This window comes from Nocardia sp. NPDC049935, assembly GCF_055586645.1.
Genome location: NZ_JBVJHV010000003.1, coordinates 493,124 through 519,733, shown reverse-complemented (window position 1 = coordinate 519,733; position 26,610 = coordinate 493,124). Strand labels below are relative to the sequence as shown.

General features: G+C 68.7%; 28 protein-coding genes. 16 read left to right on the top strand and 12 right to left on the bottom strand.

Annotation, left to right across the window (positions count from 1 at the left end):
- Nucleotides 1-56: 56 nt before the first annotated feature.
- Entirely contained in the window at nt 57-869 is an 813-nt protein-coding gene (locus ACZ6SF_RS15310; RefSeq protein ID WP_466062720.1) for an SAM-dependent methyltransferase, read from the bottom strand.
- 386 nt (nt 870-1,255) lie between these two features.
- Between ACZ6SF_RS15310 and ACZ6SF_RS15305 the strand changes: the two genes are divergently transcribed.
- A complete protein-coding gene (locus ACZ6SF_RS15305) occupies nt 1,256-2,170 on the top strand; it encodes a hypothetical protein (protein ID WP_466062719.1) in 915 nt (304 codons plus the stop codon).
- Between the two features lie 23 nt (nt 2,171-2,193).
- Here ACZ6SF_RS15305 and ACZ6SF_RS15300 read toward each other — a convergent pair whose 3' ends face one another.
- From ACZ6SF_RS15300 to ACZ6SF_RS15290, 3 genes are all read right to left on the bottom strand, one after another.
- Complete coding sequence (locus ACZ6SF_RS15300) at nt 2,194-3,063, bottom strand: hypothetical protein (protein ID WP_466062718.1); 870 nt, start codon at nt 3,061-3,063, stop codon at nt 2,194-2,196.
- 358 nt (nt 3,064-3,421) lie between these two features.
- Entirely contained in the window at nt 3,422-3,739 is a 318-nt protein-coding gene (locus ACZ6SF_RS15295; protein ID WP_466062717.1) for a hypothetical protein, read from the bottom strand.
- Nucleotides 3,740-3,794: 55 nt separating this feature from the next.
- Entirely contained in the window at nt 3,795-4,778 is a 984-nt protein-coding gene (locus ACZ6SF_RS15290; protein ID WP_466062716.1) for a GlxA family transcriptional regulator, read from the bottom strand.
- Between the two features lie 132 nt (nt 4,779-4,910).
- Here ACZ6SF_RS15290 and ACZ6SF_RS15285 point away from each other — a divergent pair, with 132 nt between their 5' ends.
- Nucleotides 4,911-5,501 (top strand): isochorismatase family protein, encoded by a 591-nt coding sequence (locus ACZ6SF_RS15285; protein ID WP_466062715.1) that lies wholly within the window; start codon nt 4,911-4,913, stop codon nt 5,499-5,501.
- A 19-nt stretch (nt 5,502-5,520) separates the two neighbouring features.
- Here ACZ6SF_RS15285 and ACZ6SF_RS15280 read toward each other — a convergent pair whose 3' ends face one another.
- From ACZ6SF_RS15280 to ACZ6SF_RS15265, 4 genes are all read right to left on the bottom strand, one after another.
- Nucleotides 5,521-6,408 carry an RCC1 domain-containing protein gene (locus ACZ6SF_RS15280; protein WP_466063004.1) on the bottom strand — a complete coding sequence of 296 codons (888 nt, stop codon included), beginning with the start codon at nt 6,406-6,408 and terminating at the stop codon, nt 5,521-5,523.
- 229 nt (nt 6,409-6,637) lie between these two features.
- Nucleotides 6,638-7,219, bottom strand: a complete 582-nt coding sequence (locus tag ACZ6SF_RS15275; protein ID WP_466062714.1) for a hemerythrin domain-containing protein — start codon at nt 7,217-7,219, stop codon at nt 6,638-6,640.
- 177 nt (nt 7,220-7,396) lie between these two features.
- Nucleotides 7,397-8,695 (bottom strand): MFS transporter, encoded by a 1,299-nt coding sequence (locus tag ACZ6SF_RS15270; protein WP_466062712.1) that lies wholly within the window; start codon nt 8,693-8,695, stop codon nt 7,397-7,399.
- 87 nt (nt 8,696-8,782) lie between these two features.
- Nucleotides 8,783-9,673 carry an aldo/keto reductase gene (locus ACZ6SF_RS15265; RefSeq protein WP_466063003.1) on the bottom strand — a complete coding sequence of 297 codons (891 nt, stop codon included), beginning with the start codon at nt 9,671-9,673 and terminating at the stop codon, nt 8,783-8,785.
- Between the two features lie 188 nt (nt 9,674-9,861).
- Between ACZ6SF_RS15265 and ACZ6SF_RS15260 the strand changes: the two genes are divergently transcribed.
- Nucleotides 9,862-10,758: a helix-turn-helix transcriptional regulator gene (locus ACZ6SF_RS15260; RefSeq protein ID WP_466062711.1), complete on the top strand. Its 897-nt coding sequence runs from the start codon at nt 9,862-9,864 to the stop codon at nt 10,756-10,758.
- A gap of 24 nt (nt 10,759-10,782) precedes the next feature.
- Nucleotides 10,783-11,808 (top strand): aldo/keto reductase, encoded by a 1,026-nt coding sequence (locus ACZ6SF_RS15255; protein WP_466062710.1) that lies wholly within the window; start codon nt 10,783-10,785, stop codon nt 11,806-11,808.
- 69 nt (nt 11,809-11,877) lie between these two features.
- On the opposite strand, the gene ACZ6SF_RS15250 is transcribed toward ACZ6SF_RS15255, so the two are convergent.
- Nucleotides 11,878-12,291: a PASTA domain-containing protein gene (locus ACZ6SF_RS15250; RefSeq protein WP_466062709.1), complete on the bottom strand. Its 414-nt coding sequence runs from the start codon at nt 12,289-12,291 to the stop codon at nt 11,878-11,880.
- Between the two features lie 70 nt (nt 12,292-12,361).
- Complete coding sequence (locus tag ACZ6SF_RS15245) at nt 12,362-13,774, bottom strand: flavin monoamine oxidase family protein (protein WP_466062708.1); 1,413 nt, start codon at nt 13,772-13,774, stop codon at nt 12,362-12,364.
- A 300-nt stretch (nt 13,775-14,074) separates the two neighbouring features.
- Here ACZ6SF_RS15245 and ACZ6SF_RS15240 point away from each other — a divergent pair, with 300 nt between their 5' ends.
- From ACZ6SF_RS15240 to ACZ6SF_RS15195, 10 genes are all read left to right on the top strand, one after another.
- On the top strand, nt 14,075-15,013 hold the full coding sequence (locus tag ACZ6SF_RS15240; RefSeq protein WP_466062707.1) for a TauD/TfdA dioxygenase family protein: 939 nt from the start codon (nt 14,075-14,077) through the stop codon (nt 15,011-15,013).
- Between the two features lie 285 nt (nt 15,014-15,298).
- Nucleotides 15,299-15,943: an ABC transporter permease gene (locus ACZ6SF_RS15235; RefSeq protein ID WP_466062706.1), complete on the top strand. Its 645-nt coding sequence runs from the start codon at nt 15,299-15,301 to the stop codon at nt 15,941-15,943.
- A gap of 58 nt (nt 15,944-16,001) precedes the next feature.
- Nucleotides 16,002-17,339 carry an ATP-binding cassette domain-containing protein gene (locus ACZ6SF_RS15230; RefSeq protein ID WP_466062705.1) on the top strand — a complete coding sequence of 446 codons (1,338 nt, stop codon included), beginning with the start codon at nt 16,002-16,004 and terminating at the stop codon, nt 17,337-17,339.
- Nucleotides 17,336-18,073, top strand: coding sequence for an ABC transporter permease (locus ACZ6SF_RS15225; protein WP_466062704.1), 738 nt, complete (start codon nt 17,336-17,338; stop codon nt 18,071-18,073). Before ACZ6SF_RS15230 ends, ACZ6SF_RS15225 begins: the two co-directional genes overlap by 4 nt.
- Nucleotides 18,070-19,062 (top strand): glycine betaine ABC transporter substrate-binding protein, encoded by a 993-nt coding sequence (locus ACZ6SF_RS15220; protein ID WP_466062703.1) that lies wholly within the window; start codon nt 18,070-18,072, stop codon nt 19,060-19,062. The genes ACZ6SF_RS15225 and ACZ6SF_RS15220 overlap by 4 nt, the downstream gene beginning before the upstream one ends.
- 70 nt (nt 19,063-19,132) lie before the next feature.
- On the top strand, nt 19,133-19,918 hold the full coding sequence (locus ACZ6SF_RS15215) for an SAM-dependent methyltransferase (RefSeq protein ID WP_466062702.1): 786 nt from the start codon (nt 19,133-19,135) through the stop codon (nt 19,916-19,918).
- Between the two features lie 82 nt (nt 19,919-20,000).
- The gene (locus ACZ6SF_RS15210) at nt 20,001-20,480 is read left to right on the top strand and encodes a MarR family winged helix-turn-helix transcriptional regulator (protein WP_466062701.1); all 480 of its coding nucleotides are present in this window, start codon (nt 20,001-20,003) and stop codon (nt 20,478-20,480) included.
- A 73-nt stretch (nt 20,481-20,553) separates the two neighbouring features.
- On the top strand, nt 20,554-21,981 hold the full coding sequence (locus tag ACZ6SF_RS15205; protein WP_466062700.1) for an MFS transporter: 1,428 nt from the start codon (nt 20,554-20,556) through the stop codon (nt 21,979-21,981).
- 82 nt (nt 21,982-22,063) lie between these two features.
- Nucleotides 22,064-22,480: a PPOX class F420-dependent oxidoreductase gene (locus tag ACZ6SF_RS15200; RefSeq protein WP_466062699.1), complete on the top strand. Its 417-nt coding sequence runs from the start codon at nt 22,064-22,066 to the stop codon at nt 22,478-22,480.
- 109 nt (nt 22,481-22,589) lie between these two features.
- Nucleotides 22,590-23,288 carry an AraC family transcriptional regulator gene (locus ACZ6SF_RS15195; protein WP_466062698.1) on the top strand — a complete coding sequence of 233 codons (699 nt, stop codon included), beginning with the start codon at nt 22,590-22,592 and terminating at the stop codon, nt 23,286-23,288.
- Here the strand turns inward: ACZ6SF_RS15195 and ACZ6SF_RS15190 are convergent.
- Together ACZ6SF_RS15190 and ACZ6SF_RS15185 are read right to left on the bottom strand one after the other, a co-directional pair.
- Nucleotides 23,267-23,920: a class I SAM-dependent methyltransferase gene (locus ACZ6SF_RS15190; RefSeq protein WP_466062697.1), complete on the bottom strand. Its 654-nt coding sequence runs from the start codon at nt 23,918-23,920 to the stop codon at nt 23,267-23,269. The genes ACZ6SF_RS15195 and ACZ6SF_RS15190 overlap by 22 nt on opposite strands.
- Before the next feature lie 63 nt (nt 23,921-23,983).
- Entirely contained in the window at nt 23,984-24,445 is a 462-nt protein-coding gene (locus tag ACZ6SF_RS15185; protein WP_466062696.1) for an SRPBCC family protein, read from the bottom strand.
- Between the two features lie 193 nt (nt 24,446-24,638).
- Here ACZ6SF_RS15185 and ACZ6SF_RS15180 point away from each other — a divergent pair, with 193 nt between their 5' ends.
- Nucleotides 24,639-25,685 (top strand): nitronate monooxygenase, encoded by a 1,047-nt coding sequence (locus ACZ6SF_RS15180; protein ID WP_466062695.1) that lies wholly within the window; start codon nt 24,639-24,641, stop codon nt 25,683-25,685.
- 249 nt (nt 25,686-25,934) lie between these two features.
- The gene (locus ACZ6SF_RS15175) at nt 25,935-26,573 is read left to right on the top strand and encodes a maleylpyruvate isomerase family mycothiol-dependent enzyme (RefSeq protein ID WP_466062694.1); all 639 of its coding nucleotides are present in this window, start codon (nt 25,935-25,937) and stop codon (nt 26,571-26,573) included.
- The last annotated feature ends 37 nt before the right edge of the window (nt 26,574-26,610 follow it).

Here is a 26,610-nt window from a genome sequence, read left to right as displayed (position 1 = left end):
TTCGAGCGACCGGCCCTCAACTCAGCGGTAGCCGTGGCCGAATGGAATGGGCCGGCTCACTTCTTCAGCCCGACACCACCGGTCATGAAACGGACACCAACCGTCGTGGCGTCGGTGACGATCTCATCCGGTCGCCACAGCGGAAGCGGAACGATACCCGGTGGAAGGATTTCCAGTCCGTCGAAATACGCCGCCAATTCCGCGGGCGTCCGTACGCGACCCGTTCCGAGCTGTGACAGCAGCACCTTTTCGAGCTCATCGCTTTCCGGGGTGTCGCTGAGCCGGGTGAAATTGGTGATGAAGAAGTACGAACCGGGTGGTGCCACATCGCGCAGGGTCGCGACGATTCCGTTCGGATCCTCTTCGTCGAGAATATGGTGCAGGATTCCGACGAGCATGACGCATACCGGTTTGCCGAAGTCGATCAGCTCCCGGACGTCCGGGTGCGCGAGAACCTGGTCGAGTTTGCGGATATCGCCGGTGACCACCCTGGTGTTCGCGTTGCTCTCCAGGAGCGCGCGGCCGTAGGCGAGCACAATCGGATCGATATCGACGTAGACGACCTTCGCGTCCGGATTCGCCTCCTGCGCCACCTCATGGGTATTGCGCGCGGTCGGCAGACCGGAGCCGAGATCGAGGAACTGCGTGATCCCCTTCTCGGCCGCGAGATGGCGCACGACCCGGTGCAGGATCGCCCTGTTGTGCAGCGCGATCTCCTTCAGCTCCGGCATCACGGCGAGGCTCGCCTCGGCCACCTCACGATCGATCCGGTAGTTGTCCTTACCGTTCAGCATCACGTCGTACACCCGCGCGGCCGTCGGCGCTCCGTCGTCGAAAGGTGTGCTCCCGGACTGTTCTTCGGTGTACATGAACGGCCTTCCATCACAATCGGCTCTACCGTCGCTCAGCCTAGCCAACTCGGTCCTCCTGCGACAGCGTTGCCGTCCGGGCCCCGCTTCTGCGGATGCTCCGAATCAAACTCCGCGGTAGATGTTTTCGGAATAAGACAGGCGAGTCACGGATGGCACGTATTCCGCGTGCTGGGGAGTGATCTCCGCGGCGCCGGTCGTGGACGGACTTCGCGCAGTGGGATCGAGCCTCCGCGCCCGCCGGTGTTCTCGGCTGCGGGGGACGACGATCGGTCGTCCTTGTGTGCAGGCCGGCTTCGATACCGCGCGCCAGGTCAGCAGGATTCGTTGCTGTCGGATTCTCGAGCAGGCTGGTCGGCCGTGAATGCGCGTCATATCATCCGCTGGTGGTGAATTTCGAACGGCGGCGCATGTTGTGGTCAGTGACACCGCGAGCTGTTGCGGCCGTGTGCGAAAGCCTGGACATGCGCGCTCACATCGATGCCTCGCGTGCTGTGGATTCCGCCTCCGATATGCGCATCAGGGCTGCCGAATACGCAGCCGTCGTCGCTTCCCTGATCGGTAACCTCTATCGGACCTTCGACAGCGCCGACGAGGCGGCCGAAGAATTGTTCACCGACGTCAGCGGGGGTGGCTTCGGTATACCGTCGCGCCTCGGCAAGGCTGTCGTCGCAGCCCTCGCGCAAGAGGTCGTTGTTCCGGATCCCGACTCTTTCGATGGAGCTTTCTCCGCCCTGGTCGCCGCGCTGAAGGCGATCGGCGAGGATTCCGCTGCGATCGATCGGATGGCGTTCGCACTGACCGTCCCTCAGACCGAGGCCGCGTGGGTTCAGGAGACGGCGTACCAGCTGCTACGCCTGGGTATTCCAGCAGGCGCGATACGGCGTGAAGCTACCGTGGGGGCTCATCGGCGGGCCGATCTCGCCATCGGTCCAACGGGAGTCGAGTACAAATCCAGTTTCGTCAGCAACATCCTGCACAACTCGATCGACGCAACTCGGAAGTGGCTAGTGCCCGATATCGACAAGATTCGTGCTGCCGGGCAGCCGGGCATCTGGGTGCTGACCGTCCCTCACCTGGTCGGTATCGATCACCAAAAGCACACCTTCGCCCACTCCGCGACAGCCGATATGCGGCCGGACGCCATCCGTACCGCTGGACTGGACGCTTACGCCCGATTCATCCAGAGTGAGGCCGGGGTTGCGCCGACTCATGTCGAAATCGCTACCGCTGCCGGCCCGGGCGGCCACGGCGTAGTGAACCTCGACGCCTTTGTCGTCCCGATCTCACCGACCACGTAGCGGGCGGTGCGTTCGGTCCCGCATCACACAGCGGAGGTATCCGGTCCGGTGCGATGGTCGGATATCAGCTGGACGACGATTCCGCCGAAACGTGCCTCTTCCATGGTCGCGGGGTGTCCGTCCACCAGGCACCTACCGGTTCGGGTGACCTCGCCGCACTCTTCTCCTCCGGAATCCGCGGCGTCCGAACTGTCCAGGGTATCGGTGTAGTAGGCGACCATTCCGCCACTCATATGGGTGTTGAAGCCGGTCACCCGGCGCCCGGTGCGGTCGGTGGCGCGAGTCTTGCAGTCGCCGCAGACCGCGCGGGGATAGCGTTGCTCGTAGCGGGTCGGCTGCTCGCAGTTCGGGCAGGGCCGGGTGTATCTCCGGCCGGGCACGGGAGGCTGGAGGAGGAAATCATTGCGGGCGAGAATATTACGGCCGGAACTGTCCGTGAGGCGGCTGGATCGTAGGGCGATGAGAACGAACTCGGCGTAATCGGCTGTTTCGGGATCGATCTCCGCGCGGCCCGGCAGCTGGTCTATGCGGGTGAGGCCGTGGTCGTAGGCCGCGAGGGCCAGTCTGTGCGCGTCCGTGAGTTCGGTGTCGAGGATATCTCTGTTGGCGTGTTCAGCTCGGGCCAGGTGTTCGGCGATCACCGAATCGACGGTGGGTTCACCTTCCCAGAGGATCCCGCTGGCGTGGGCTTCCGTAGTCACCAGGACGTAGCCGCTCATTTCGCCGCGAGCCGTGGCGAACTTGTGCCGGAAGGCGAACCCCCGACCGAAGTGGGCGTTCTCGAGATCCTTGTGGTGGTAGGGAACGAGTGGGCCGGAATCCTGCACGAGATCGCGCGCGATTCGCAGTGCTTCGTCGTACGACGGTCCAGAACTCGGGGCGGGCCGTTCCATGGCCGCCAGCATATCCAGCCGCGTTCGGGCAGAGATCGGATCGCGGAGGGGGGCAACGCCGGGACCGTAAGGCGACTCCATTCACGATAGTGCCCGCCGCGAACTCGCACCGGTGGAAATCCAGGACCGGGCCGTCGCGTCCGCCGTGAGTGTGGCCCGGGTGCGTCGGCACTTCGCCGCCTCGGTGCCGGGCGGCGCACGCGATCCGGGATCGACCCCAAGGTGGCGCTGCTGAAGGAGACTCTGCTTCAGCAACGCGCACTTCGCCGCTACCGTCGCTGGCTGTACGTTCGCGGGTCCTGAACGGATCGTCCGAGGTCGGATGAACCGCCGCGGCAGGGGTTCGGGTGCGGGTGGATCAGGCCTGGATGACCTCGATGTTCACCAGCGCGCCCGGTGAATCGCAGCTGGCCCAGGACTGATTCTGCCCGTACTGGACCGGGCCGTACTTCCAATAGGTGAACGGAACCGGCCAGGCCACGCAGGTGAGTTTCACCTGATGCCAGGTCGGCAGCTCACAGTTGGCCATCCCGCCGGTGTTGAAGATGTTGTAGACGTGACAGTTGGCCTGCCACACCGGGACATCGGCCTGGGCAACGCCACCGCCGGCGAGTACGGTGGCCGCGGTCGCGGTGACAACGGCGGCGCCGGCGGCAAGTCGCTTCGCAGTAAGCATTCCGAACCTCCTGAATTGATGTTGTCTGGATCACATCGCTCAGGTTGCTCGCGTGTTACTCGGACCGGCGGAACCGGCTCCGGTACTCCGCCGGCGTGACACCGAGAGTGCGCCGGAACGCCCGGCCCAGCGTGTCCACGGTGCCGAAGCCGCATGATGTGGCGATCCTCGCGAGGGTGTCGTCGCTCGTCTCCAGGCGGTTGCGGGCCGATTCGACCCGCGCGGATTCGAGGTAGGCGGCCGGGGTCGTGCCGAGTTCCTGTTTGAAGATCCTGGTGAGCTGGCGATCCCCGACGTGGATATGGGCGGCGAGGCCGGCCACGGTCAGCGGTTCGGCCGCGTGCTCGGCGATGTAGTGCCGCAACTCGTCGACGCGCCTGGTCGTCGACACGTTTCGCAGGGGCACGCTGAACTGGCTCTGCCCGCTGGGCCGTGTGAGGTACATGACCAGCTGCCGGGCGACCCGCAACGCGTACTCGTGCCCGAAATCCTCGGCGACCAGCGCGAGGGTCAGGTCGAGGCACGCCGTCAGGCCCGCTCCCGTCCAGACGGCACCGTCCCGGATGAAGATCGGATCGGCGTCGACGGTGATCTCGGGGTGGTCCGCGGCGAGCTGGGCGGCGGTGGACCAGTGGGTCGTCGCACGCCGGCCGTCGAGGAGTCCGGCCGCGGCGAGAACGTGGGCGCCCACGCATACCGATGCGACCCGCCGCGTGTTCCCGGCCAGCTTCCGCACCCACCCGACGACCACCGGATCCACGAGCGCGGTGACGCGGCGGTCCTCGCCGACTTCGACGGCGCCGGGGACGACCAGGGTGTCGATCGGCCGGTCCGCGACCGCGGCGAAGGTCGTATCGGGCAGGATCCGCACCCCGGCGGACGTGGTCACCGGATCGGTGGTCTCCGCGGCGAGAACGACCTCGTAACCGGTCGGTTCGTCCATCTCCCGTTGCAGGAGGGCGAAGACCTCCGGTGGTCCGGTGACGTCGAGCAGGTCGATCCGGTCGAACAGGGTGACGACGACGAGTCGTTCGGGCACGCGCCCTCCCTCCGGTGTCGATGTCGGTTTTTGCAGGTTACCCGACATTGCCGACACCACCGCCCGGCTCCTAGCGTGAACGGTGCCCGGCGATACGCGGCCGGAACACCACTTCTCCGAAGGACTCCGCATATGACGACAACCACCCTGCGCCGGCTCAACGGGCTCGACGACACCCCCGCGGTGCTGGCCGACTCGACCCTCCTCATGGTCGACTACCAGAACACCTACACCCGAGACGTGATGGAACTCGACGGCTGGGAGCCGGCCCTCGCCGCGGCCGCCGATCTGCTGGCCCGGGCCCGCGCGGCCGGAGCCACGGTCATCCACATCGTCAACGACGGCGGACCGGGCACCCCCTACGATATCGACGCCGAGATCGGCCGGATCCACCCCGCGGTGGCGCCGCTCGACGGGGAGGCCGTGGTGGTCAAGACCGCGCCGAACGCGTTCGTGGGCACGGACCTGTCCCGCCTGGTCGACGCCGCGAACAAGAAAGACATGGTCGTGGCCGGGTTCATGACGAACATGTGTGTCCAGTTCACTACGGAAGGCGCCTTCCTCCACGGGAAGACGCCCACCGTGGTCGCCGATGCCTGCGCGACCCGGCCGCTGCGGACCGTGGTGGCCGATGTCCCCGCCGATCAGCTGCACCACGCGGCGCTGGCGACGGTCGCCGACCTGTACGGGGTCGTGGTGCGGACCGCCGCCGACCTCGGCTGAGGGCGACGGGCCCGGACGGTTATCTCGGAGTGCGGATACCCGCCCACTCGCCGATATCGCATCGGCCGTCCGCACGGTCTCCCACGGCGACAACGGTGCCGTCGCCCCGGAGGCCGAGGGTGTGGGCGGCGCCCGCCGCGACCGCCACGATGTCGTACCAATCGGCCACCTCGCACTGCCCGTGGCTGTTGTCGCCCGTCGCCCGCACCCGGCCGTCCGGGCGCACACCGACGGTGTGATGGCTACCCGCCGTGACGGATACGACCTCGGTCCAGTCCTCGATATCGCACGCGCCCGAGCCGCGCTGCCCGGTCGCGGTGAGGGTTCCGTCGCCGCGCAGGCCCACCGTGTGCAGGTATCCCGCCGTGATCGCGGTCAGGTCCCGCCACCCGGCGACCTCGCACTGCCCGAACCGATTGTTGCCCACGGCGACCGCGGTGCCGTCGGCCCGTACCCCGGCCGAATGCCAGTCCCCGGCGGCCAGGGCGACGATCTCACGCCAATCCCCGGTCTCGCCCTGACCTTCGGCGCGGCGACCGGCGGCGGAAACCGTGCCCTCCGTACCCAGTCCCAGCGAGAATCGCCAGCCGGCCGCGATCGATACGATTCCCCGCCACTCGCCGACCGCGCACTGCCCGTCGCCGTTCCAGCCCGTGGCCAGTACGGTTCCGTCCGAACACAACCCGAGGGTGTGGGATCTACCGGTGTTCCGGGCGGCGTGGACATTCCCGGCTGCCACCGCGACGACATCACGCCACGAGTGGACATCGCACTCACCGGCGGAGCCGTTGCCGACAGCGACGACGGTCCCGTCCGAACGCAACCCGACCGAATGCCGCCTACCGGCGGCGACGGTGGCACGCGATTCCCGGCCCGGCCGGCGAAGTGCCGGGTCGTAGCTCGAAATCTGTCTACTCCGATCGCTCGTCGCACCCCGCCCGCAGGTCTCGTTCCCGACCGGACTGCGCAGCGTCCCGGGTGTTCGACCGGATCGTCCCGGCCGGGCAGATCGTAAACCGCTGTTCCCGCCGTTCTCGCACCCGCAGGGTCAGGGTATGGCTTGCCGGATCACCGAATCGGTCATCGACGATCGCCGGACCCCGGTCGGTGAAGTCCTCGACGTTCCGCGTCGTGGATCAGGTGGCCGGGCGGCTCCGCTTGAGGGTTCCGACACTCAGTGATCCGCTCACCGGGGGCCGGGCGGTCGCGGTGGCCGTGCGGACGTAGCGTTCCGGATCCTTGTCGACCGACCGGACTCCGGCGTAGTTGCGCGCCTCGTACGCGGCGAAGGCGACGGCGAGCCGATGACGGAGCGGCAGCCCGGCCAGGCGGCGGAAATCGGTGAGACCTTCGCGCTCTTCCTCGGCCATATGATCGCTGTTGGCGGTGTTCGCCGCAGCGACGGCCGTGTACCAGTCATCGGTGCCCACCTCGTGGCGGCCGACCTCCGCCACAGCGTCCCTGATGTCGTTGTGGTCGTGGATGGCGTCGAGGGTCTCCTCCCGGACCGTGGCCGTGCGCCGGGCCGCGCGGCCCACCTGGAGCAGTTCGGGGTAGAAGATCTCCTCTTCCGCCTGTGCGTGCAGTTCGAGGAACGCGGCCAGCCTGTCCCATATCGCGGTGAGGACGTCGGTATCCCGGCGGTCGATCTGCTCCAGGATGGCGAACAGCCGCCGCTGCTCGTGATGGTCGTCGAGGATCAGGTCGGTGATATCCATCTGGCCTCCCTATCAGCGCACTTCAGGTCGGTATGGGACGCCGGGGCCGACTGTTGTCGCGCAGTCCGACCACCGTGAGGAGCCGACGATAACGCAGCGCCGGGCCGCTGTGCCGCCGCCGGACCGGCGAGCCGTGCCCGGGCGGCGGCGGCTTCTCGGGCCGTGTCTCGCTGTGGTTCAGGCGGTGGGGTCCCTGTCGAGCTCCGGTCGTGGATCGGAGGCAGGGCGAGCCGGATTCGTCCACGCCGCGCGTACTCTGGCGGGCCCGGCGCCCCGGTCGGTCGCGAGGACGAGTGCCGCGCAACCGATTCCCGACAACACCAGGCTCGTACCGAACAGCGCCGGGTAACCGAGCAGTTCGCCGACCGTGCCCGCCGCGAATCCCGCGATCCCCTGCACCACCACGACCGCGCAGGCCAGCAGGGTGTAGTCGCTACCGGCGTGGTCGGGGTCGGAGGCGTCCATCATGAGGGTGAACACCGCGACGGTCGCGGCGCCGCCGAGAATATGTTCGGCTGTGCTCGCGGTGACGATCAGCGGGAATCCGCCGATCTCCAGCGCGGACACCAGATACAGCGCCAGACTCGCCGTCTGGGTGACACCGCCGATCAACAGCGCGTTGCGCCGGCCGTACCGGAAGCACAACCAGCCGCCCAGCGCCGCGCCCGCGAGCGCGCCGGCCGAGGACAGGGCGCCTTTGATCAGCGCTATCTGCCCCAGGGTGAGCCCGGAATCGGACATGAACGGGCCGACCATCGCCGAACCCATCGAATCACCGAATTTGAAACCGCCGATCAGCAGGATGAACACGATCATCCCCGGCTGCCGCAGCCGCTTCCACCAGCCGGCGGCCAACCGGCCCGGACTCGCCGGCGCCCGGTCCGAGGTGCTGCGGATCGTGGTGCGCGGCGACCACCACACCGGGATCGCGGTGAGCAGCAGCAGAATCGACATCGCCACGAACAGGGTCCGCCAGCCGGCCAGTGCGAACAGCCACAGCAGCGCGCCGCCGCCGACGATCATGCCGATGCGGTAGGCGCCCACCTGGATACCGTTGCCCAGACCGCGTTGCCGGGGTCCGAGGAGTTGGACGGCGAGGCCGTCGGTCGCGATGTCCTGGGTCGCGGAGACGGCGTTGACCACGGCGATCCCGATCAGCAGCCAGCGCAGCGATGCCGACAGGTCCAGGCAGGCCAGGACGAGCGTCACCGCCGACGCGATGAGCTGCAACGACAGCAGCCACTGCCGCCGGGTGCCGTAGTGGTCGACGTAGGGGGCCCACAGGAATTTCAGGGCCCACGGAGCGAACAGGACGCCGGTCGCGCTGATCTCGATTAGAGAGAAACCGGATTCGCGGAGGACAACGGGCAGGGCCTGGGTGAAGAAGCCGTAGGGCAGACCCTGGGCGAAGTAGAGAGCTGTCAGCAGAACCAGGGTCCCGGCGGAGAGCGTGCCGGGGCGGGCCGTGGTTCTCATCCGGTCATCCTGGCAGATCTCCGGCGGACCCACCGGTGGCGGATCGGACGGGCGGCCGCAGGTGCCGGCGCGCGTGACCGAACCGGGTCACGCCTCGGGAATGGGACGGCTGAAATCGGCGAGCGTGACGGCCTCCGGTTCGGGGCCGCCACGCCGGCCGGTCTCCAGGGCGTCGAGCGCGGCGAGTTCGGATTCGGTGAGTTCGAAATCGAAGACGTCGATGTTCTCGGCGATCCGGCCGCGTTTGGTGGATTTGGGGATCACCGAACGGCCCTGCTGCAGGCCCCAGCGCAGGAGTACCTGAGCGGGCGATTTGCCGTGGGTCGCGGCGATACCGGTGACGACCGGATCCGCCAGGACGTTCTTGCGGTCCTCGCCCCAGCCCGGATAGAAGGTGATCCCGCCGATCGGCGACCACGCCTGGTTGAGGATGTCGTGCTTATCGTCGAAATCGAGCACGGCCCGCTGCTGGAAGTAGGGGTGGATCTCGAGCTGGTTGACGGCGGGGACCACCGCGGTGGCATCGAGCAGGCCGGTCAGGTGGTCGACCATGAAATTGCTGACACCGATGGCGCGCACTCTGCCGTCGGCGAGCAGCCGTTCCAGGGCCCGGTAGGCGCCCAGGGTCCGATCGAAGTCCGAGGGCAGGGCCTGGTGCAGGATGAGCAGGTCTATGCGGTCGACGCCGAGTTTGGCCGCGCTCTTGTCGAAACCGTGCAGGGTCTCGTCGTAACCGAAGTCGTTGATCCAGATCTTGGTCTCGAGGAACACGTCCTCGCGCGGCACCCCGGAATCGCGGAGGGCCTGCCCGACCTCGCGTTCGTTGCCGTAGGCCGCGGCGGTGTCGATATGCCGGTAACCGAGGTCGAGCGCGGCAGTGACGGCGGCGACCGTTTCCTCCGGCGGCGTCTGGTACACGCCGAGCCCGAGGGCGGGCATCCGGACGCCGTTGTTGAGGGTGAGCGTGTGCATCGGCAGAACCTTTCCTCCGGACGGACTGGGTCTCGTGACGGCCGGCGCGAGCCGGACCGCCCACTCCATGTAACCCGCTCCGCCGCGCGGGTGGGAGATACCGTCCGGACAGGTAACGGCAGTACCTCGCAGGTGGGCGGTGGCGCATCTACCGTGAACCATGTGTCCCGCGGCGATACGAAGGAGTCACACTCGTGGCAGATCACAGCAGGAGGGACCTGACCGCCGAAGTCCGCGAGTTCCTGCGGACCAGGCGGGCCCGCATCACCCCGGAACAGGCCGGATTGCCCGTGGTGAACAGTGGTAGCCGGCGGGTGAGCGGGCTGCGTCGCGAGGAGGTGGCCCTGCTCGCCGGAATGAGCGTGGACTATTACATCCGCCTGGAACGCGGCAATCTGGGCGGCGCCTCGGACTCGGTACTCGACTCGCTCGCCCACGCGCTGCGGCTCGACGACGCCGAACGCGCCCACCTCTACGATCTGGCCCGCGCGGCGACCCCGTCCGGCCGCCGGCCCACCGCGACGACCTCGCGAGTGCGGCCCGCGGTATTGCGGATCATCGACGCGATGACCGACGCCCCGGCGTATGTGCGCAACGCGCGATTCGACATCCTGGCGGCCAATGCGCTGGGCCGGGCGCTGTACGCGCCGGTCTTCGACTCGCCGCTGTTCGCGCTGCGCGGGCCCGCGAATACCGCCAGATTCCTGTTCCTCGATCCGGCGGCACGGGATTTCTGGCCCGACTGGGGCCAGGTCGCCGACGACGCGGTCGCGTTCCTGCGGTCCGAGACGGGGCGGGCACGCCAGGACAAGGCCCTGACCGATCTGATCGGCGAACTCACGACCAAGAGCGACGAGTTCGCCCGCCGCTGGGTGCGCCACGACGTGAAGATCCATCGCTCCGGCGTCAAGCGCATCCACCATCCGCTGGTCGGTGATCTCGCGCTGCCGTACGAGGCGCTGGAACTGCCCGCCGACCCCGGCCTGCGCATCAATATCTACACACCGCAACCGGAGTCGCCGGAACGGGACGCGCTGAGCCTGCTCGCCGGTTGGGTGAGCACGCCCACCACGGCTCCGGGCAACAACTGACGACCGGATGAGGAGAACCGTCTCATGCAGTATCGACCGCTCGGCCGCACCGGTGTCCAGGTAGGTCCGTTGTGCCTGGGAACCATGATGTTCGGCCCGTGGGGAAACGAGGATGTGGACGATTCGGTCCGGATCATCCACCGTGCCCTCGACGCCGGGATCAATTTCGTCGACACCGCCGACGTGTACTCGGCCGGGGTATCCGAAGAGATCGTCGGCAAGGCGGTGAAGGGGCGTCGCGAGGAGGTATTCCTCGCGACCAAATTCTTCATGCCGATGAGCCCGGACGACCCGAATCAGCGCGGCGGCTCGCGGCGCTGGATCATCCGCGAGGTCGAGAACTCCCTGCGGCGGCTCGGCACCGACTACCTCGACCTCTACCAGGTGCACCGGCCGAGTCCGGACACCGACGTCGCCGAGACCCTCGGCGCGCTCTCCGATCTGGTGCGTCAGGGCAAGGTCCGCTATCTCGGGTCTTCGTCGTATGCCGGCTCCCAGATCGTGGAGGCGCAGTGGACGTCGCGGGAACGGCACCTGGAACGCTTCGTGACCGAGCAGCCGCCGTATTCGATGCTGGTCCGCGGTATCGAGGAGGATGTGCTGCCCACCGCGGGTCGTCACGGGATGGGCACGCTCACCTACAGTCCGCTGGCCGGTGGCTGGCTGTCCGGCCGCTACCGCGCGCAAGCCTCCGCGGGCCCGGCTTCGACGGCCCGTCCCGCGGCCCGTTTCGATATGGACAGCCCGGCCAACCGGCGCAAACTCGACGCCGTCGAGCAGCTCGCGGTGCTTGCCGACAAGGCCGGGCTCACCCTGATCGAACTCGCCGTCGCCTTCGTGATCAATCATCCCGGGGTCACGTCCGCGATCATCGGGCCGCGCACCATGGAACAGCTCGAGGCGTTCCTGCCCGCCGCCGAGGTAACGCTGTCGGCCGATATCCTCGACGCGATCGACGACATCGTGGCTCCCGGTGTCACGGTGAATCCGGCCGATAACAGCTACGGCGATTTCGAGCTGCGTACCGACCAGCGCCGCCGGTCCGGGTAGCGTTCGGTTCCGGCGGCGCGGCGGTGGACGAATCCGGTTGATCGTGGGCCGGCCGGGCCCGCGCGTGATTCAGGAGCAGTCGCCCGGTTCGCCCGCTTTCACGACCGACAGCACGGCATCGCCTTCGCTCACCGGCAGACCGGCCGCCGGATTCTGGCCCACCACGATCCAATTGCGGTCCAGGATCTGTCTACGGCCGGCTCCGGTGGCGTCTTCACTGCGGGAGAAGAACACTCCGGCGGCCTGGATACGGTCCTGGGCGTCCTGCAGATTCATGCACAGCACGGCCGGCATGGGGACGGCGACGGAATCGCTGCGGCCCGGACTGTCGGCGGCGGGCTCGGGTTGTTCGGGTGTCGCGAGGAGGGTGGTACGTGCCGGGGGGACGGCGGTTTTCACGTCGGCGGTCTGTGTTTCCGTCGCCCCGCACGCCGTGGCCGTCACTGCCGCCGCGATGACCAGGTACGCCGCGATTCTGTGCATGCTTGTCCCTTCACCCGGATATCTACTGTGACTCAGATCACCGTTCAATCGCGGGTGGGGCCATACCGCGTTACAACCTGCCGGGCGGCGGGCCGGGTACCGGGCGTGGGACGGGTCGGCCGGCCGCGGCGACCATCTCGTATTCCCGCACCTCGTGTGCCGCCCGCTCGCCCGACCGCACCGCCCCGTCGACCCATCCGCACATCACCGCCGAGGTCTCCGTTCCGGCCCAGTGGATCCGTCCGCACGGCGGGCGCAGGGCGGGTCCGAACTGGGTCAGCACACCGGTGGGAGCGTGGCTGAGCATGCCGCCGCCGGAGTAGCGCTCGGTGCTCCAGTCCTGTTCGACGTAGTCGTCGGGGGTGCGGGCCCGCTCGCCGAAACGGTCGGCGAGTTCGGCGAGGATGGTCTGGCGCCGCCCGGCGGCATCGGCCGCGCCGATCCGCCGGGCGATGGGGCCCTCGGTGATCACGCACAGGATCCCGGGACTGCCGGTATCGGCGCAGGCGTCGATGGTGATGCTCGCCGGGGAGCCCGGTGCGGCCGATTGCCCGGACAGTCCGGCGGTCCGCCAGAACGGTTCGTCGTAGACGACGGAGGTCTTGATGATCGCGCCGCTCGGCATCCGCTGGTGCAGGAAGGAGCGGTCGACGGGCAGCATCGGTTCGTAGTGGATCTGGCTCGCTATCGCCAGCGGGACGGCCACGATCGCCCGCCGGGCGCGGATGACCCGGTCGATCGCGTGCACGCTCACCCCGGCCCGGTCCTGCTCGATGCGATGGACCGGCCGCGACATCAGGACCGCGTCCCCGAGTTCGGCGGCCATCGGCCGGTAGAGGGCGCCCATTCCGCCGACGGGCCGGGAATCCTGGGCACCGTCCTCGATACCCAGGACGAACGCGGGACCGCCCCCGGACGCCATCTGATAGAGCGCGAACAGCAGCGAGACCTCGGAACCGGCGGAAGTGTAGGCGCCGGCGAGAGCGGTTTCCAGGAGTTCGTGGGCGGCTTTCGAGACGACGTGGGTGTTGAGCCAGTGTTCGAGGGTGATGCGATCCCAGCGCTGCGCCTGTTCCGCCGTCCAGGGGGCGTCGAGCGGGATGGTTTTGCACAGATGCCCGAGGTCGAGCAGGGCCGCGCCGAGGTTCATCGCCACCCAGGGGCTCATCGACCACGGGATGGTGCCGGTGTAGCGGTGCTGTTTGCCGTCCACGAGCATCATCGCCTCGCCGCCGGTGTACTGCTTGTAGGCGGGCACCGCGAACTCCCTCATCAGGGCCTGGATCCGGTCCTGACCGGGGCCCACCCAGGCGCCGCCGCGGTCGATCCAGGATCCGTCGGCGCGGGTTTCGGTGAAGGTGCGCCCGCCCAGGCGGTCACGCGCCTCCAGCAGGGTCACCGAATGTCCGGCCTGTTTCAACCGGAGCGCGGCGGTGATTCCGGCGAACCCACCGCCGATTACACAAAAGTCGACGTCTGTCATGAGCGCCGCCTCGAGTCGAAGGTGTGTACGAGCCCGCCGCGATAGCGGGCGTACCTCGGACGCACCCGGAGGAGCGGGGTGCGTCAGCGCGAAAGAGATCGGATTCGAGCATCGAGTTGTGTGGGCAATTCTAGGGCAGCGCGGCCACTCGGGGCAGGCACCGAGACCACGACCCGGCGGTCCCGAGGGTGGGACAGTGGTCGCGGGGGCTTTCGATCCCGGTGACCGAAATGGTGGGCACCGGCGCGCGGCGGTGGTTTCGTATGTCCTGATCATCAGGTCGAGCGAAAGGCCCTGGTTATGACCGTCGACTACGCCCCCGATACCCGGACCACCGTGCGGGTGACCCGGCTCGGTACCCATATCGGCGCGCGGATCGACGGTGTGCGGCTGGGTGGCGGTCTGGACGCCGAGGTCGTCGCCGCGATCCGCGCGGCGCTGCACGAGCACAAGGTGATCTTCTTCGGCGATCAGCACCATCTCACCGAGGACGGGCAGTACGAGTTCGCGCGGCTGCTCGGTGCGCCGACCACCCCGCATCCCACCGTCACCTCGGCGGGGGTGAAGAGCCTGGCGATCGACTCCCGGCACGGCCGGTCCAACAGCTGGCACACCGATGTGACGTTCGTGGACCGGGTGCCCAAGGCCTCGATCCTGCGGGCGGTCACCCTGCCGAGCTACGGCGGGTCCACGACCTGGGCGTCCACCGTCGCGGCCTACAACGCCCTGCCGGAGCCGCTGAAACGGCTGGCCGAGGGACTGCGCGCCCGGCACACCAACCTCTACGACTACGCGGCCACCGGCGAGGACAATCCGGACGACGGGGTCAAGGCGTACCGGCGCGAATTCGAATCGCGCTATTTCGAAACCGAGCACCCGGTGGTGGAGGTGCACCCGGAGACCGGGGAACGCGCCCTGCTGCTGGGGCATTTCGTGAAGCAGATCGTGGGTCTGACCGCCGAGGAATCCCAGACCCTGTTCCGGCTGTTCCAGGACCGGGTGACGCGCCTCGAGAACACGACCCGGTGGAACTGGTCCCCGGGCGATGTCGCGATCTGGGACAACCGGGCCACACAGCACTACGCGGTGGACGACTACGACGGCAGCGAGCACCGCCGGTTGACCCGCATCACGCTGGCCGGGGAGATCCCGGTGGGTGTCGACGGTGTGCCGAGCACGGTCGTCGCCGGTGACGCCGGGAACTATTCGGCCTCCGGTCCGCTGCCGCGTGCCGCGTGAATCCGCGCTCGCACCCGGGGTGAACGCGCGGCCGTATCCGGCGTGGTCGCGCTGCCGGGCGCACCCGCGGCGCGCTATGCGCTCATCCGGCGCGACCGGAGTATCTGTGTCAGAGTGTTTTCGGTGGCCGCGTGATCTCCGGGACTACCGGGACCCCCGGGATATCGCCCGCCGCGCGCCGTGCGGGGCCGGAGGCCCGGTATCCACTAGTCTCGAGGGCTCGCGCGTCCGGCGATCACGACGCCACCCGGGGCCGGCCGGTAATCGGATGACGAGGGGAATCCCGTGAATCTATGGAGTTACCTCCAGGGCCGGGGGGAGACGCTGGCATTCCTCACCTATCAGCATGCGTCCCTGGCGTTCCAGACCGTTCTGGCGGGGACCGTCGTCGCGATTCTTATCGCGATCGCGGTGTACCGGCTGCCGCTCATGTCCTCGCTGACCCTGACCTCGAGCCGGGTCGCGCTGACGATTCCGTCGCTGGCGCTGCTGGCGTTGCTGCTGGTGCCGTTCGGGCTGGGCGTGATGCCCTCCTTCCTGATGCTGGCGTTCTTCGCCATGCTGCCGGTGATCGGCAACGCGATCGTGGGACTGCGCTCGGTGCCGGCCTCGGTGATCGAATCCGCGCAGGGGATCGGGTTTTCCCGCTGGCGCATCCTGTTCACCGTCGAACTGCCGATCGCCTGGCCGGTGATCCTCACCGGGATCAGAGTGTCGACCCAGATGATCGTCGGGGTCGCGGCGATCGTCGCCTATGTGCTCGGGCCGGGTCTGGGATCGCTGATCTTCAACGGGCTCTCACGGCTCGGCGGCGCCAACGCCCTCGAGATGGCGCTCACCGGAACCGTTCTCATCGTCGTCATCGCGCTGGTGTTCGACGCGCTGCTCGTCCTGCTCGGACGCCTCACGATCGCAAAGGGACTGTCATGACGCCCTACCCCCGCTGCGGCTCGCCCGGACCGTACGCACCCGCTCCGAAGGAGGCGCTGTGACCGAGGTGACCGACCGGCCCGTCCCCGGGACGCCGGAACGCAATGTGACCGGTGCGGCCATCCACCTGGACGGTGTGGTCAAACGGTTCCGCGGCCAGGAAAAACCCGCCGTCCAGCGCCTGGATCTGGAGATCGAGGCCGGCCATATGGTCGCGTTCGTGGGGCCCTCGGGCTGCGGGAAGACCACCACGCTCAAGATGATCAACCGGCTGATCGAGCCCACCGAGGGCCGGATCCTCATCGACGGCCGTGACGTGACCAGAGAGGATCCCGATAAACTGCGGCAGTCGATCGGCTACGTGATCCAGTCCGGCGGGCTGTTCCCGCACTGGACGGTGGCCCGCAATATCGGCGCCATCCCGCGGGTGCTGGGCTGGGACAAGAAACGGATCGCCGAACGGGTCGAATACCTGCTCGACCTGGTCGGCCTGGACCCGGCCGTCTACGCCGACCGGCTGCCGAAGGATATGTCCGGCGGGCAGCAGCAGCGGGTGGGAGTGGCCCGCGCGCTGGCCGCCGATCCGCCGGTGCTGCTGATGGACGAACCGTTCGGCGCGGTCGATCCGATCACCCGGGCACGGCTGCAGGACAGCCTGATCGGGATCCAGCACGAACTCGGCAAGACCATCGTGATCGTCACCCACGATTTCGAGGAGGCCACCAAACTCGGCGACAAGGTGCTCATTCTCTCCGAGGGCGGCAAGGTCGAACAGTACGCGCGGCCCGAAGAGATCCTCACCGATCCCGCGACCCCGTTCGTGGAGGAATTCGTCGGATCCGGCGCGAAACTCGCCTACCTCACCGTGCAGCGGGTGCGTGATGTGGAATCCGACGACGTGGTGACCGCCCGGATCGGTGAACCGTCGCAGGCGGTGATCGATCGCGCGCAGGCCGCCGGGCACACCTGGGTGGTGGTGGTGGATTCGGCCGGGCGGCCGCGATCGTGGCCCACCATCACCGAATTGGCGACCAAACCCGAGGTCTCGGACTTCCTGGACCGGCGGCTGCCGGTGGTGGCACGGTCCTCGACCCTGAACGACGCGCTGGACGCCATGCTGGCGACCAGCCAGGGCGCCACCCTGGTCACCGACGGACGCGGGGCGGTGGTGGGGTCGCTGAGTATCGGGCGGGTCACCGATCTGATCCGGGATCAGCTCGCGGAGATCCGCGACGACGCGGAAGACGTTTCCTACACCACCTATGTGGACGGCACCGATCCGGCGCCGACCCCGGTGATCGCCGCCGACGACGAATCGCCCCTCCCGCCGGGAGACGAAACCGGTTCCGAGCCCCCTACGGTGACAGGCGAGAACGGGAAGGCCGGCCCGTCGTGAACCGGCTGCGGCGCCTGCCGATCGACGTCTGGTTCGAACCGCTGATCATCGCGGTGGTCGGAATCGGCTATATCCTCTGGTACCGCTCGGCGACCCTCACACCCACCGAAGCGGCCTCGCTCGGCTGGTCCAGTCTGCAGACCACGATTCTCGAACACATCAAACTCACCGTGGTGGCGACGGTGATCGTGGTGGTCATCGCCATTCCGCTCGGTATCGCGCTGACCCGCCCCACGCTGAGGCGGTTCGAGCCGCTGGCGGTCAATATCGCCAATATCGGTCAGGCGGCACCCGCGGTCGGTCTGCTGGTGCTGTTCACCTTCTGGCTGGGCACCGGATTCCGCACGGCGATAGTCGGTCTGGTCGTCTACGCGGTGCTGCCGATCCTGCAGAACACCATCGTCGGATTGCGGCAGGTGGATCAGCGCACCATCGAGGCGGCGCGCGGTATCGGATTCTCCGGCGCGCGTACGCTGCTGCAGGTCGAACTGCCGCTGGCGGTGCCGGTCATTCTCAACGGGGTGCGGACCGCGCTGGTGATCCTGGTCGGCACGGCGACGCTGAGCACCTTCATCGGCGCGACCAGCCTCGGCACGCTCATCACCACCGGCGTCACCCTGTTCCTGCCCAAACTGCTCATCTCCGGCGCCGTGCTGGTCGCGCTGCTGGCGTTGATCATCGACTGGCTGGGCAGGCTCGTCGAACTGGCCGCGACCCCGCGAGGTGTGTCATGACAGCGTCCCGTACCCGGCTGGTCACCCTGATCGGCGTGCTCACCGCGACGGTATCGCTGCTGGCGGGATGCGGTCTGGTGAGCTCTTCCGGGACATTCCACGACGCCCGGCTACCCGACGGCGCGCGCCCGCTGGACGGGGCGAAACTCACCGTCACCTCGAAAAGCTTCACCGAAGGTGTGCTGCTGGGCAAGATCACCGCCACCTATCTGGCCGCGGCCGGCGCCGATATCGCCGACCTGACCGGCGCCCCCGGTTCCGCGTCCTCGCGGCAGGCCCAGCTCAACGGCGACGCCGATATTCTCTGGGAATACACCGGAACCGGCTGGGTCACCTATCACAATCAGACCGAGACCATTTCCGACCCGCAGGAACTGTGGCAGCGGGTGCACGATATCGAGAAGAGCGAGAACGGCCTGGAGTGGCTGCCGCCGGCCAATTTCAACGACACCTATGCCTTCGGCGCGTCGACACCCACCGCCGAGCGGCTGCGGGTGACATCGCTGTCCGATGTCGCGGCGCTGCCGGTGGCCGAACGCACCTTCTGCGTCGACGACGAATTCTTCAGCCGTTCCGACGGTTTCGTCCCGATGCTGGAGAAATACGGAATCCCGTACAACGCGCCGGACGGCGTTCCGGCGGGGAATGTCACCCGGATGGACGCGGGAGTGGTGTACACGGCCACGGCCAAAGGGCAGCCCTGTAATTTCGGGATGATCTACACCACCGACGGCCGGGTGAAGAATCTGGATCTGGTGGTCCTCGAGGACGACAAGAAATTCTTCCTGCCCTACAGCGGCACCGCGGTGGTGCGGGAGGAGGTGATCGAGCAGTATCCGCAGCTGCGGGAACTGCTGGGCACCATCTCCCAGCGCCTCACCGACGATCTGATGCAGGAACTCAACGGCCGGGTCGATATCGACGGCGAGGATCCGTCCGATGTCGCCTACGACTGGCTGAAGAGCGAAGGTCTGATCGTCGACCCCTAGGCGCGGTGGTTCCACCGGGTGGGTAGCTCGCGGTCGCGAGAGGCGTTGCCGGTCTTGTAGGTTGACCGGTATGGAACCGAGGGCCGGCCTCAACGAGCACGAACCGCATGTCGCGCGGATGTACGACTACTACCTCGGCGGCAAGGACCACTATCCGGCCGATGCCGAGGCCGCCGAGCAGGTGCTGGCGGCGCTGCCCGATGTGCGGCTCGCGGCCCAGCAGAATCGCGGTTTCATCCACCGGGTCACGCGGTTCCTCGCCGGTGAGGCGGGGGTGCGCCAGTTCCTCGATATCGGCACCGGAATCCCCACCGAGCCGAACCTGCACCAGGTCGCCCAGGAGATCGCCCCGGAGGCGCGGGTGGTCTATGTCGACAACGATCCGGTGGTGCTCGCCCACGCCCGGGCGCTGATGGTCGGGACGCCGGAGGGGCACACCGATTACATCCAGGCCGACGCCACCCGTCCGGAGGAGATCCTGGAGGCCGCGCGGCGGACCCTGGATTTCGACCGGCCCATCGGGCTGTCGATGGTCGCGCTGCTGAACTTCGTGCCCGGGGCGAACGCGGTCACCGAAACACTGGTGAACGCGCTGCCGCCGGGCTCGTACCTGGCTATGACCTATCTGACCGGTGATTTCGATCCGGAGGGCGTCGCGACGACGGCGGCGGTGTACCGGGACCGCGGCCTGTTCTGCGAACCCCGTGACAAGGCCGGGGTCGCCACGCTGTTCGAGGGGCTGGACCTGCTCGAACCGGGGATCGTGCCGATCCACCGGTGGCGTCCGCCGATCGAACCGCCGGTGTCGATGGACAAGAAGATCCCCGGGTACGCCGGGGTCGCGCGCAAGCCCTGACGGTAGGGCGTTCGCGCTTCGCGATCGGTCGGCCTGCCCGCGGGCCGAGGCGGATCGTCTATAACGGAACTATTATGTGGTCATGACCGCCATGGCCCCTGTCGCAGCCCAACCGGACCTGTCCTTCCTGCTGGACCGCACCAGCCATGTTCTGCGCGGCCGGATGGCCGCCGCGCTGGCCGAGATCGGGCTCACCGCCCGGATGCACTGTGTGCTGGTCCACGCCCTGGAGGAGGAGCGGACCCAGGCCCAGTTGGCGGTGATCGGGGATATGGACAAGACCACGATGGTGGTCACCGTCGACGCGCTGGAGAAGGCCGGACTGGCCGAGCGCCGTCCCGCCGCCACCGATCGGCGGGCGCGGATCATTGCCGTCACCGCCGCGGGGCGGGAGATGGCGGCCCGCAGTCAGGAGATCGTCGACGGTGTGCATCGCGGCGCGCTGGAATCCCTGCCCTCCGGCGAGCGCGAAATTCTGCTGCGTGCGCTGCGGCGATTGACCGAGGGGCATCTCGCCGCAGCGCCGGAGGCGCCCGCCGGCGCACGCCGCGCGCGGCAATAGTTCTCGAATAGATTGTCCGCAACGAAACTATCTATTACAGTCTCTCTTGTCGGGTTCCGGACAGGAGAGCACCATGAGTTACCCCAATCGCCTCGCGCTGGCGGTGTTGTCGGCGGCGACGCTGATGACGATCCTCGACGGCAGCATCGTCACCGTGGCGCTACCGGAGATCCAGCGCGACCTCGGCTTCACCGCTGCCGGATCGAGCTGGGTCGTCAACGGTTATCTGATCGCCTTCGGTGGGCTGCTGTTGCTGGCAGGCCGGCTGGGTGATCTGCTCGGCCGCCGGTCGATGTTCCTGCTCGGCAACGCCGTCTTCACGGCCGCGTCGCTGGTCGCCGGGGCGGCCACCACCCCGGCGCTGCTGATCGCGGCGCGCTTCGCGCAGGGCGTGGGCAGCGCGTTCGCCGCCGCGGTGGGGCTGGGCATCCTGGTCACGCTGTTCACCGAGGCCCGGGAACGCAAGATCGCCATCGGCGTGTTCGGCTTCACCGGCGCCTCGGGCGCGGCACTCGGCCAGGTGCTGGGCGGTGTGCTCACCGACGCCTTCGGCTGGCACTGGATCTTCCTCATCAATATCCCGATCGGCCTGGCCACGCTGGCGCTGGCGGTGAAAGTGCTACCGGCCGACAGCGCGGCGAAACCGGCCGGAAGGGCCGATGTCACGGGCGCCGTACTGGTCACCGCGGGACTGATGCTCGGGATCTACACGATCGTCGGGGTGGAGCGGTACGGCTGGCTCGCGGGCCGCACCCTCGGCCTGGGCGCGGTATCGGTGGCCCTGCTGGTCGCGTTCGCCGTCCGGCAGCACACGGTGCGCGATCCGCTGCTGCCGCTGCGGATCTTCCGGTCGCGCAGTGTCTCCGGCGCGAACGCCGTCCAGATGCTGACAGTCTCGGCGATGTTCGCCTTCCAGATCCTGGTGGCCCTGTACCTGCAGCGTGTACTCGGATACGGCGCCCTGCGGACGGGGGTCGCGATGCTCCCGGCCGCGGTGGCGATCGGCGGGGTCTCGCTGTTCGTCTCGGCGCGGCTGAACACCCGGTTCGGTGAGCGCGCGGTATTGCTTGCCGGGTTGACCCTGCTGCTCGGGGCGATGCTCTGGCTCACCCGGTTGCCGGTGCACGCCTCCTATCTCACCGACCTGCTGCCGATGATGCTGCTGATCGCCGGATTCGGGCTGGTGCTGCCCGCGCTCACCGCGCTGGGCATGTCCGGCGCCGACGCCGGTGACGCGGGTCTGGTGTCCGGGCTGTTCAACACCACCCAGCAGATCGGGATGGCGCTCGGTGTCGCGGTGCTGTCCACGCTCGCCGCCGCGCGCACGGCCACCCTCCTCGCCGGCGGTGCATCGAACGCCGAGGCGCTGACCGGTGGATTCCGGCTGGCCTTCGGTATCGCGGCCGGGTTGCTGGTCGCGGCGTTGCTGGTGGCCTCCGCGGTACTGCGGCCGCCGGCCACCGCGGACGCACCGGTACCGGCGCCGGTACCCGCTCTGTGACCCGATCTTCATGCGGGCATCCGAAAACTACCGGCCCGCATCCGGATCCACCCGAAGTACACCGAAGAGAAATGGACGAATCATGACTGTGGAATTCGACCGGTCGGCCCGTGAACTGCTGGACGGCAGGAATTTCGCCACGGTGGCGACCATCCAGCCCGACGGCGCCCCGCACACCTCGGTGGTCTGGATCGAACGAGACGGCGACACCGTGCAGTTCTCCTCGACCACCGGCCGCCGTAAGGTCCGCAACCTCGACCGGGACAACCGCATCGCGATCACGGTCAGCGATGCCGCGAACCCCTACCGGTCCCTCGATATCCAGGGCACCGCCGAACTGATCGACGACCCGGAGAAAGCCCTGCCGCGGCGGCTGTCGCAGAAGTATCTCGGGCAGGAGCCGCCCGCCGAACCGGATGCTCTCCGCCGCTTCATCGTCCGGGTGACGCCCACCAAGATCACCGGCTTCGCCATCCCGGACCCGTCGGCCACGAACTGAGAGACTCGGCCGAGGGCGGCCGCCCGGCATGATGACCGGGCGGCCGCCCTCGTCGTGTCGGGAGGCGAGGCCGGCGCGCGATTCCCGTCCGGATGGCAGCATCGAACGGATGAGATCCCGGACGGGGGTGTCGCCCCGCTTCGTTGTGGGTGCGGGGTACGCGATGTACCGGGGCTCGACCACCGACAGTGTCGCCCACCGGCACGCCGCCTTCCAGATCGCCGTCGCCGGCCGCGGCGATGTGGGCATCGTCGACGACGCGGGAACCGAACACCGGGCCCCGGTGCTGGTGGTGGCGCCGATGGTGTGGCATCGGTTGCGGGCCCACGAGGATCTGCTCATCTTCTTCGTCGAACCGCACTGCGTTTTCGCCGATCGGCTGCGCGCCCGCTGCGACGCCGGTATCACCGCCGCTCCGGAACTGCGCGATCTGGACGAGGACGAGATGGCCCGGGCGGGCGCGCGCCCCTCCGTGGAACTGGACCCCCGGCTGGTGCGTGCCCTGGACGCCGTCCGGGACGGTTCGGTGCCGATTCCGGTCGTGGCCGCGCGGGTCGGGCTGTCTCCGCAGCGCCTGCGCGCTCTGGCCCGGCGCCAACTGGGGATGCCGCTCACCCGGCAGCGGGCGTGGTCGCGGTTGCGGCACGCCGCCGAGGAGATGCGGGCGGGACTCTCGCCGTCCGAGGCCGCCGTCGCCGCGGGTTTCGCCGATCAGGCCCATCTCACCCGGTGGATGCGCGAAATGATGGGTCTCACCCCCGCGGCGGTGTTGCCGATCCTGCGTGCTCAGTCCCGGCGCGCCACATAGATCGAGATCGACCCGCCGATCGTGGCGACGACCTCCGCTTCCCGTACCGCGCCGAACCCGGCCTCGGAGATGAGCCCGGGTAGTGCGCCTTCGGCGTTCGGCCGGGTGTCCTCGACGCCGTCGGCGAACTGCACGATCCGGAAAGCCAGGCGCATCGACGCCGTTCGCTGCAGTCCGAAATCGGCGATCACCAGCCTCCCGCCCGGTCGCAGCACTCCGGCCATCGAGGCGAGTACGCCGCGTTTCACCGAGAGCGGGCACTGGTGCAGCACCAGGCTGGATACGACGGTATCGGCCGATTCCGCGCCCAATATCGGTACCAGTTCGTCGCCCATCCCGGATTGCCAGCGCACCTCGGCCCCGGCGTTCCCGGCCTTGCGCCGGGCCACGGCCAGTACCTCGGGGTCGGGGTCCACGCCGATGACGCGGGCCCGCGGCTCCACCCGGCTCAGTTGCAGCGCCAGCGATCCGGTGCCGCAACCCACATCGACGATCACCTCGCCGGGCCGGGGCGCGACGTAGGCGGCGGTGAGCCCGCGCCACAGCCGCTCCCGGGTCAGGGCGATCACGGGATCGTAGAGGCGGGTGGCGCCGAGCCGGCCCATGGCGGGGGTGAATGTCTGCTCACTCATGGTCGAAGTGTCGTTCGTGACCCCTCGGCGGGTCTTGAACGAACCGCTCGCCGGTACCGGCGCTCAGCTGCCTTCCGCGAGAACCTTCAACCGCGCCAGACCCTTCTCGAAATCCGGGCCGACGAGCTTCTCCATCGGGAACAGGAACCCGAACACCTTCAGGAAGAGGTTCTTGGTCCCGCTCATCCGCCAGGTCACCGTGGTCGCGTCGCCCGCCGGTTCGAGCAGGAACGCCACGTCGTTGCGGTTCTTGAACGGTTTGCGGAAGGCCAGATCGATGGTGACGAGACCGGGTTCGGAGGTGATCACGGTCATCGACCCCGCCCCGGCCTTGCGATTGCCCGCCCAGTCGTAGTGGGCTCCCGCGCCCGTTTCCGGGCCCGAATACGCCCGCCGCAGGTCCGGATCGGCGTCCTCCCAGGGCGACCAGTCGCGCCAGCGGCGGAAATCGTCGATGAGCGGCCGGAGCGCGGTTTCGGGTGCGGCGATGGTGGTCGCGCGTTCGATGACGAACGTATCGGTCATGCCCACTCCTGCGGGAGGTCGGCGGATACCAGGGGACGCCGGGATTATCTCCCGTTCCGGCTCCCGGCGCCGGATGGCCGGGCGGCCGTGTCGGAGCGCGTCGCGGCGGCGACGTGCCGGGGCAGGCCGTCCCGCGGATCGGCGGGGGCCGGGCGATATCGTCGGAGTCCGGTACCGACCCGGAGGTGGATTCGTGTTCGCTCTCGCAGACCTCGCCGTCCCGTTGATCGCCGCGCCCATGGCCGGTGGTCCCTCGACCCCCGAGCTGGTGGTGAGCGCCGCGGAGGCCGGGGGGCTCGGTTTTCTGGCCGCCGGTTACAAGACGCCGGAGGCCGTGGCCGAGCAGGTCCGGGCGGTGCGGGAACGGACGCCGGCGCCGTTCGGGGTGAATCTGTTCGTACCGCAGGGGAACTCGTTCGACACCGAGGCCGTGGGGCGCTACCGGGAGGAACTGCGGGAGACCGCGGGCCGGTACGGGATCGAACCGCCTCCGGTCCGGGAACGCGACGACGACCGGTTCGGCGAGAAGGTGGATCTGCTGGTCGACCAGCGGGTGCCGGTGGTCTCGCTGACCTTCGGGCTGCCGTCCGAACACACCATCGCCCGGCTGCGCGCGGCCGGTACCGCGGTGATCGCCACGGTGACCGACCCCGCCGAGGCCCGTCTGGCCGAGGCGGCGGGGGTCGACGCGCTCTGCGTGCAGGGACCCGACGGAGGCGGCCATCGGGCGACCTTCCGTATCGGCGACGAGCCGGGCACCACGCCGCTGCACGCCCTGCTCGACGAGATCACGGCCCGCTCGCCGCTGCCCGTGATCGCGGCGGGCGGAATCGGCGACGGAGCCGCGATCGCCGCCGCGCTGGCCCACGGCGCCGTGGCCGTCCAGCTCGGGACGCTGCTGCTGCGGAGCCCGGAGTCGGGGGCCAAGGCCGCGCACAAGGACGCGCTCGTCGACCCCCGCTTCACGGAGACGGTCGTGACCAGGGCTTTCTCCGGCCGCCCGGCGCGTGGTCTGGCCAACCGGTTCATCGCGACGCACGACGCGGACGCACCCGCCGCCTATCCGCAGCTGCACCACCTCACCAGCCCGGTGCGCGCCGCCGCGGCCGAGGCGGGAGTGCCCGACGATATGGCGCTGTGGGCCGGCAGCGGCTACCGCCGGGCCACGGCGGAACCGGCGGCGGAGATCCTGCGTCGGCTGTGGGACGAGGCTCTGGCCGCGGGTGCCCGGCGCGGCTGAATGGATCCGCGGCTCGGCCGACGGTGACGCGCGGCGCGGCCGAAGGGTGCGCGGCGCGGCCGAGCGGGTGCGTCGGTTCGGGCGAAATGTCGGTACCGAGCCGTACTCTGCCCTCTGCCACGGTGCCGCCGCGCTCTGTTCGCGCCGTGGCCGGGCTCCCGTCCGGCCGACGATCCGTTCCGCCGGGAGCCGACCCGATTCGGCCGCGCCGGGACGTCCGGCCCGCCGACCCGTGCCGAGGGAGGAATTGTGCAGGATGTCTGGCCCACCGTCCGGGCGGAGCGCATCGCGCTCATCGCCGATCTGGACGGACTCACCGACGGGCAGTGGGAAACGCCGTCGCTGTGCGCGGGATGGACCGTGCACGATGTCGTGGCCCATATCGTCGCGTCGTCGAAAACCACCCGGCTCGGCTTCACCTGGGAGTTCGCCCGCGCACGATTCGATTTCGATCGGTTCACCGCCAACGGTGTCGCGCGGGAACGCGGCGCCACCCCCGCGCAGACCCTGGACCGGCTGCGGGCCGTGATCGACCGGACCGTCACCCCGCCCGCCCCGCTCGACAGTCGGCTGGTGGAGATGATCGTGCACGGGGAGGACATCCGGCGCCCGCTCGGTCTCACGCGGTCATATCCGGAGCCGGCGGTACTCGACGCGCTGCGCCTGCAACTGCGCACCACGGCGAGCTTCGGCGGCGGGAAGGAGCTCACCGCGGGGCTCACTCTGGTGGCCGGCGACGCCGATTTCACGACGGGTTCCGGGCCCGAGGTGCGGGGCCCGCTCCTCGGATTGTTGATGATCTCCTCGGCGCGCGAGGCCGCGCTGGCGGATCTGACCGGCGCGGGTGTGCCGGTATTACGCGACCGGCTGACGTCCGGGCACGGGTAGCTGTCGACCGATGGCCGAAATCGTCGTAGCGTCGATG

What these genes read in the sequence shown, in the direction of transcription:
- ACZ6SF_RS15255 (WP_466062710.1), top strand. Translation starts at nt 10,783, where the DNA reads ATGCAGTATCGACCGCTCGGCCGCACCGGTGTCCAGGTAGGTCCGTTG.
- ACZ6SF_RS15215 (WP_466062702.1), top strand. Translation starts at nt 19,133, where the DNA reads ATGGAACCGAGGGCCGGCCTCAACGAGCACGAACCGCATGTCGCGCGG.
- ACZ6SF_RS15205 (WP_466062700.1), top strand. Translation starts at nt 20,554, where the DNA reads ATGAGTTACCCCAATCGCCTCGCGCTGGCGGTGTTGTCGGCGGCGACG.
- ACZ6SF_RS15190 (WP_466062697.1), bottom strand. Translation starts at nt 23,920, where the DNA reads ATGAGTGAGCAGACATTCACCCCCGCCATGGGCCGGCTCGGCGCCACC.
- ACZ6SF_RS15200 (WP_466062699.1), top strand. Translation starts at nt 22,064, where the DNA reads ATGACTGTGGAATTCGACCGGTCGGCCCGTGAACTGCTGGACGGCAGG.
- ACZ6SF_RS15245 (WP_466062708.1), bottom strand. Translation starts at nt 13,774, where the DNA reads ATGACAGACGTCGACTTTTGTGTAATCGGCGGTGGGTTCGCCGGAATC.
- ACZ6SF_RS15275 (WP_466062714.1), bottom strand. Translation starts at nt 7,219, where the DNA reads ATGGATATCACCGACCTGATCCTCGACGACCATCACGAGCAGCGGCGG.
- ACZ6SF_RS15195 (WP_466062698.1), top strand. Translation starts at nt 22,590, where the DNA reads ATGAGATCCCGGACGGGGGTGTCGCCCCGCTTCGTTGTGGGTGCGGGG.
- ACZ6SF_RS15270 (WP_466062712.1), bottom strand. Translation starts at nt 8,695, where the DNA reads ATGAGAACCACGGCCCGCCCCGGCACGCTCTCCGCCGGGACCCTGGTT.
- ACZ6SF_RS15240 (WP_466062707.1), top strand. Translation starts at nt 14,075, where the DNA reads ATGACCGTCGACTACGCCCCCGATACCCGGACCACCGTGCGGGTGACC.
- ACZ6SF_RS15310 (WP_466062720.1), bottom strand. Translation starts at nt 869, where the DNA reads ATGTACACCGAAGAACAGTCCGGGAGCACACCTTTCGACGACGGAGCG.
- ACZ6SF_RS15295 (WP_466062717.1), bottom strand. Translation starts at nt 3,739, where the DNA reads ATGCTTACTGCGAAGCGACTTGCCGCCGGCGCCGCCGTTGTCACCGCG.
- ACZ6SF_RS15250 (WP_466062709.1), bottom strand. Translation starts at nt 12,291, where the DNA reads ATGCACAGAATCGCGGCGTACCTGGTCATCGCGGCGGCAGTGACGGCC.
- ACZ6SF_RS15185 (WP_466062696.1), bottom strand. Translation starts at nt 24,445, where the DNA reads ATGACCGATACGTTCGTCATCGAACGCGCGACCACCATCGCCGCACCC.
- ACZ6SF_RS15220 (WP_466062703.1), top strand. Translation starts at nt 18,070, where the DNA reads ATGACAGCGTCCCGTACCCGGCTGGTCACCCTGATCGGCGTGCTCACC.
- ACZ6SF_RS15210 (WP_466062701.1), top strand. Translation starts at nt 20,001, where the DNA reads ATGACCGCCATGGCCCCTGTCGCAGCCCAACCGGACCTGTCCTTCCTG.
- ACZ6SF_RS15300 (WP_466062718.1), bottom strand. Translation starts at nt 3,063, where the DNA reads ATGGAACGGCCCGCCCCGAGTTCTGGACCGTCGTACGACGAAGCACTG.
- ACZ6SF_RS15285 (WP_466062715.1), top strand. Translation starts at nt 4,911, where the DNA reads ATGACGACAACCACCCTGCGCCGGCTCAACGGGCTCGACGACACCCCC.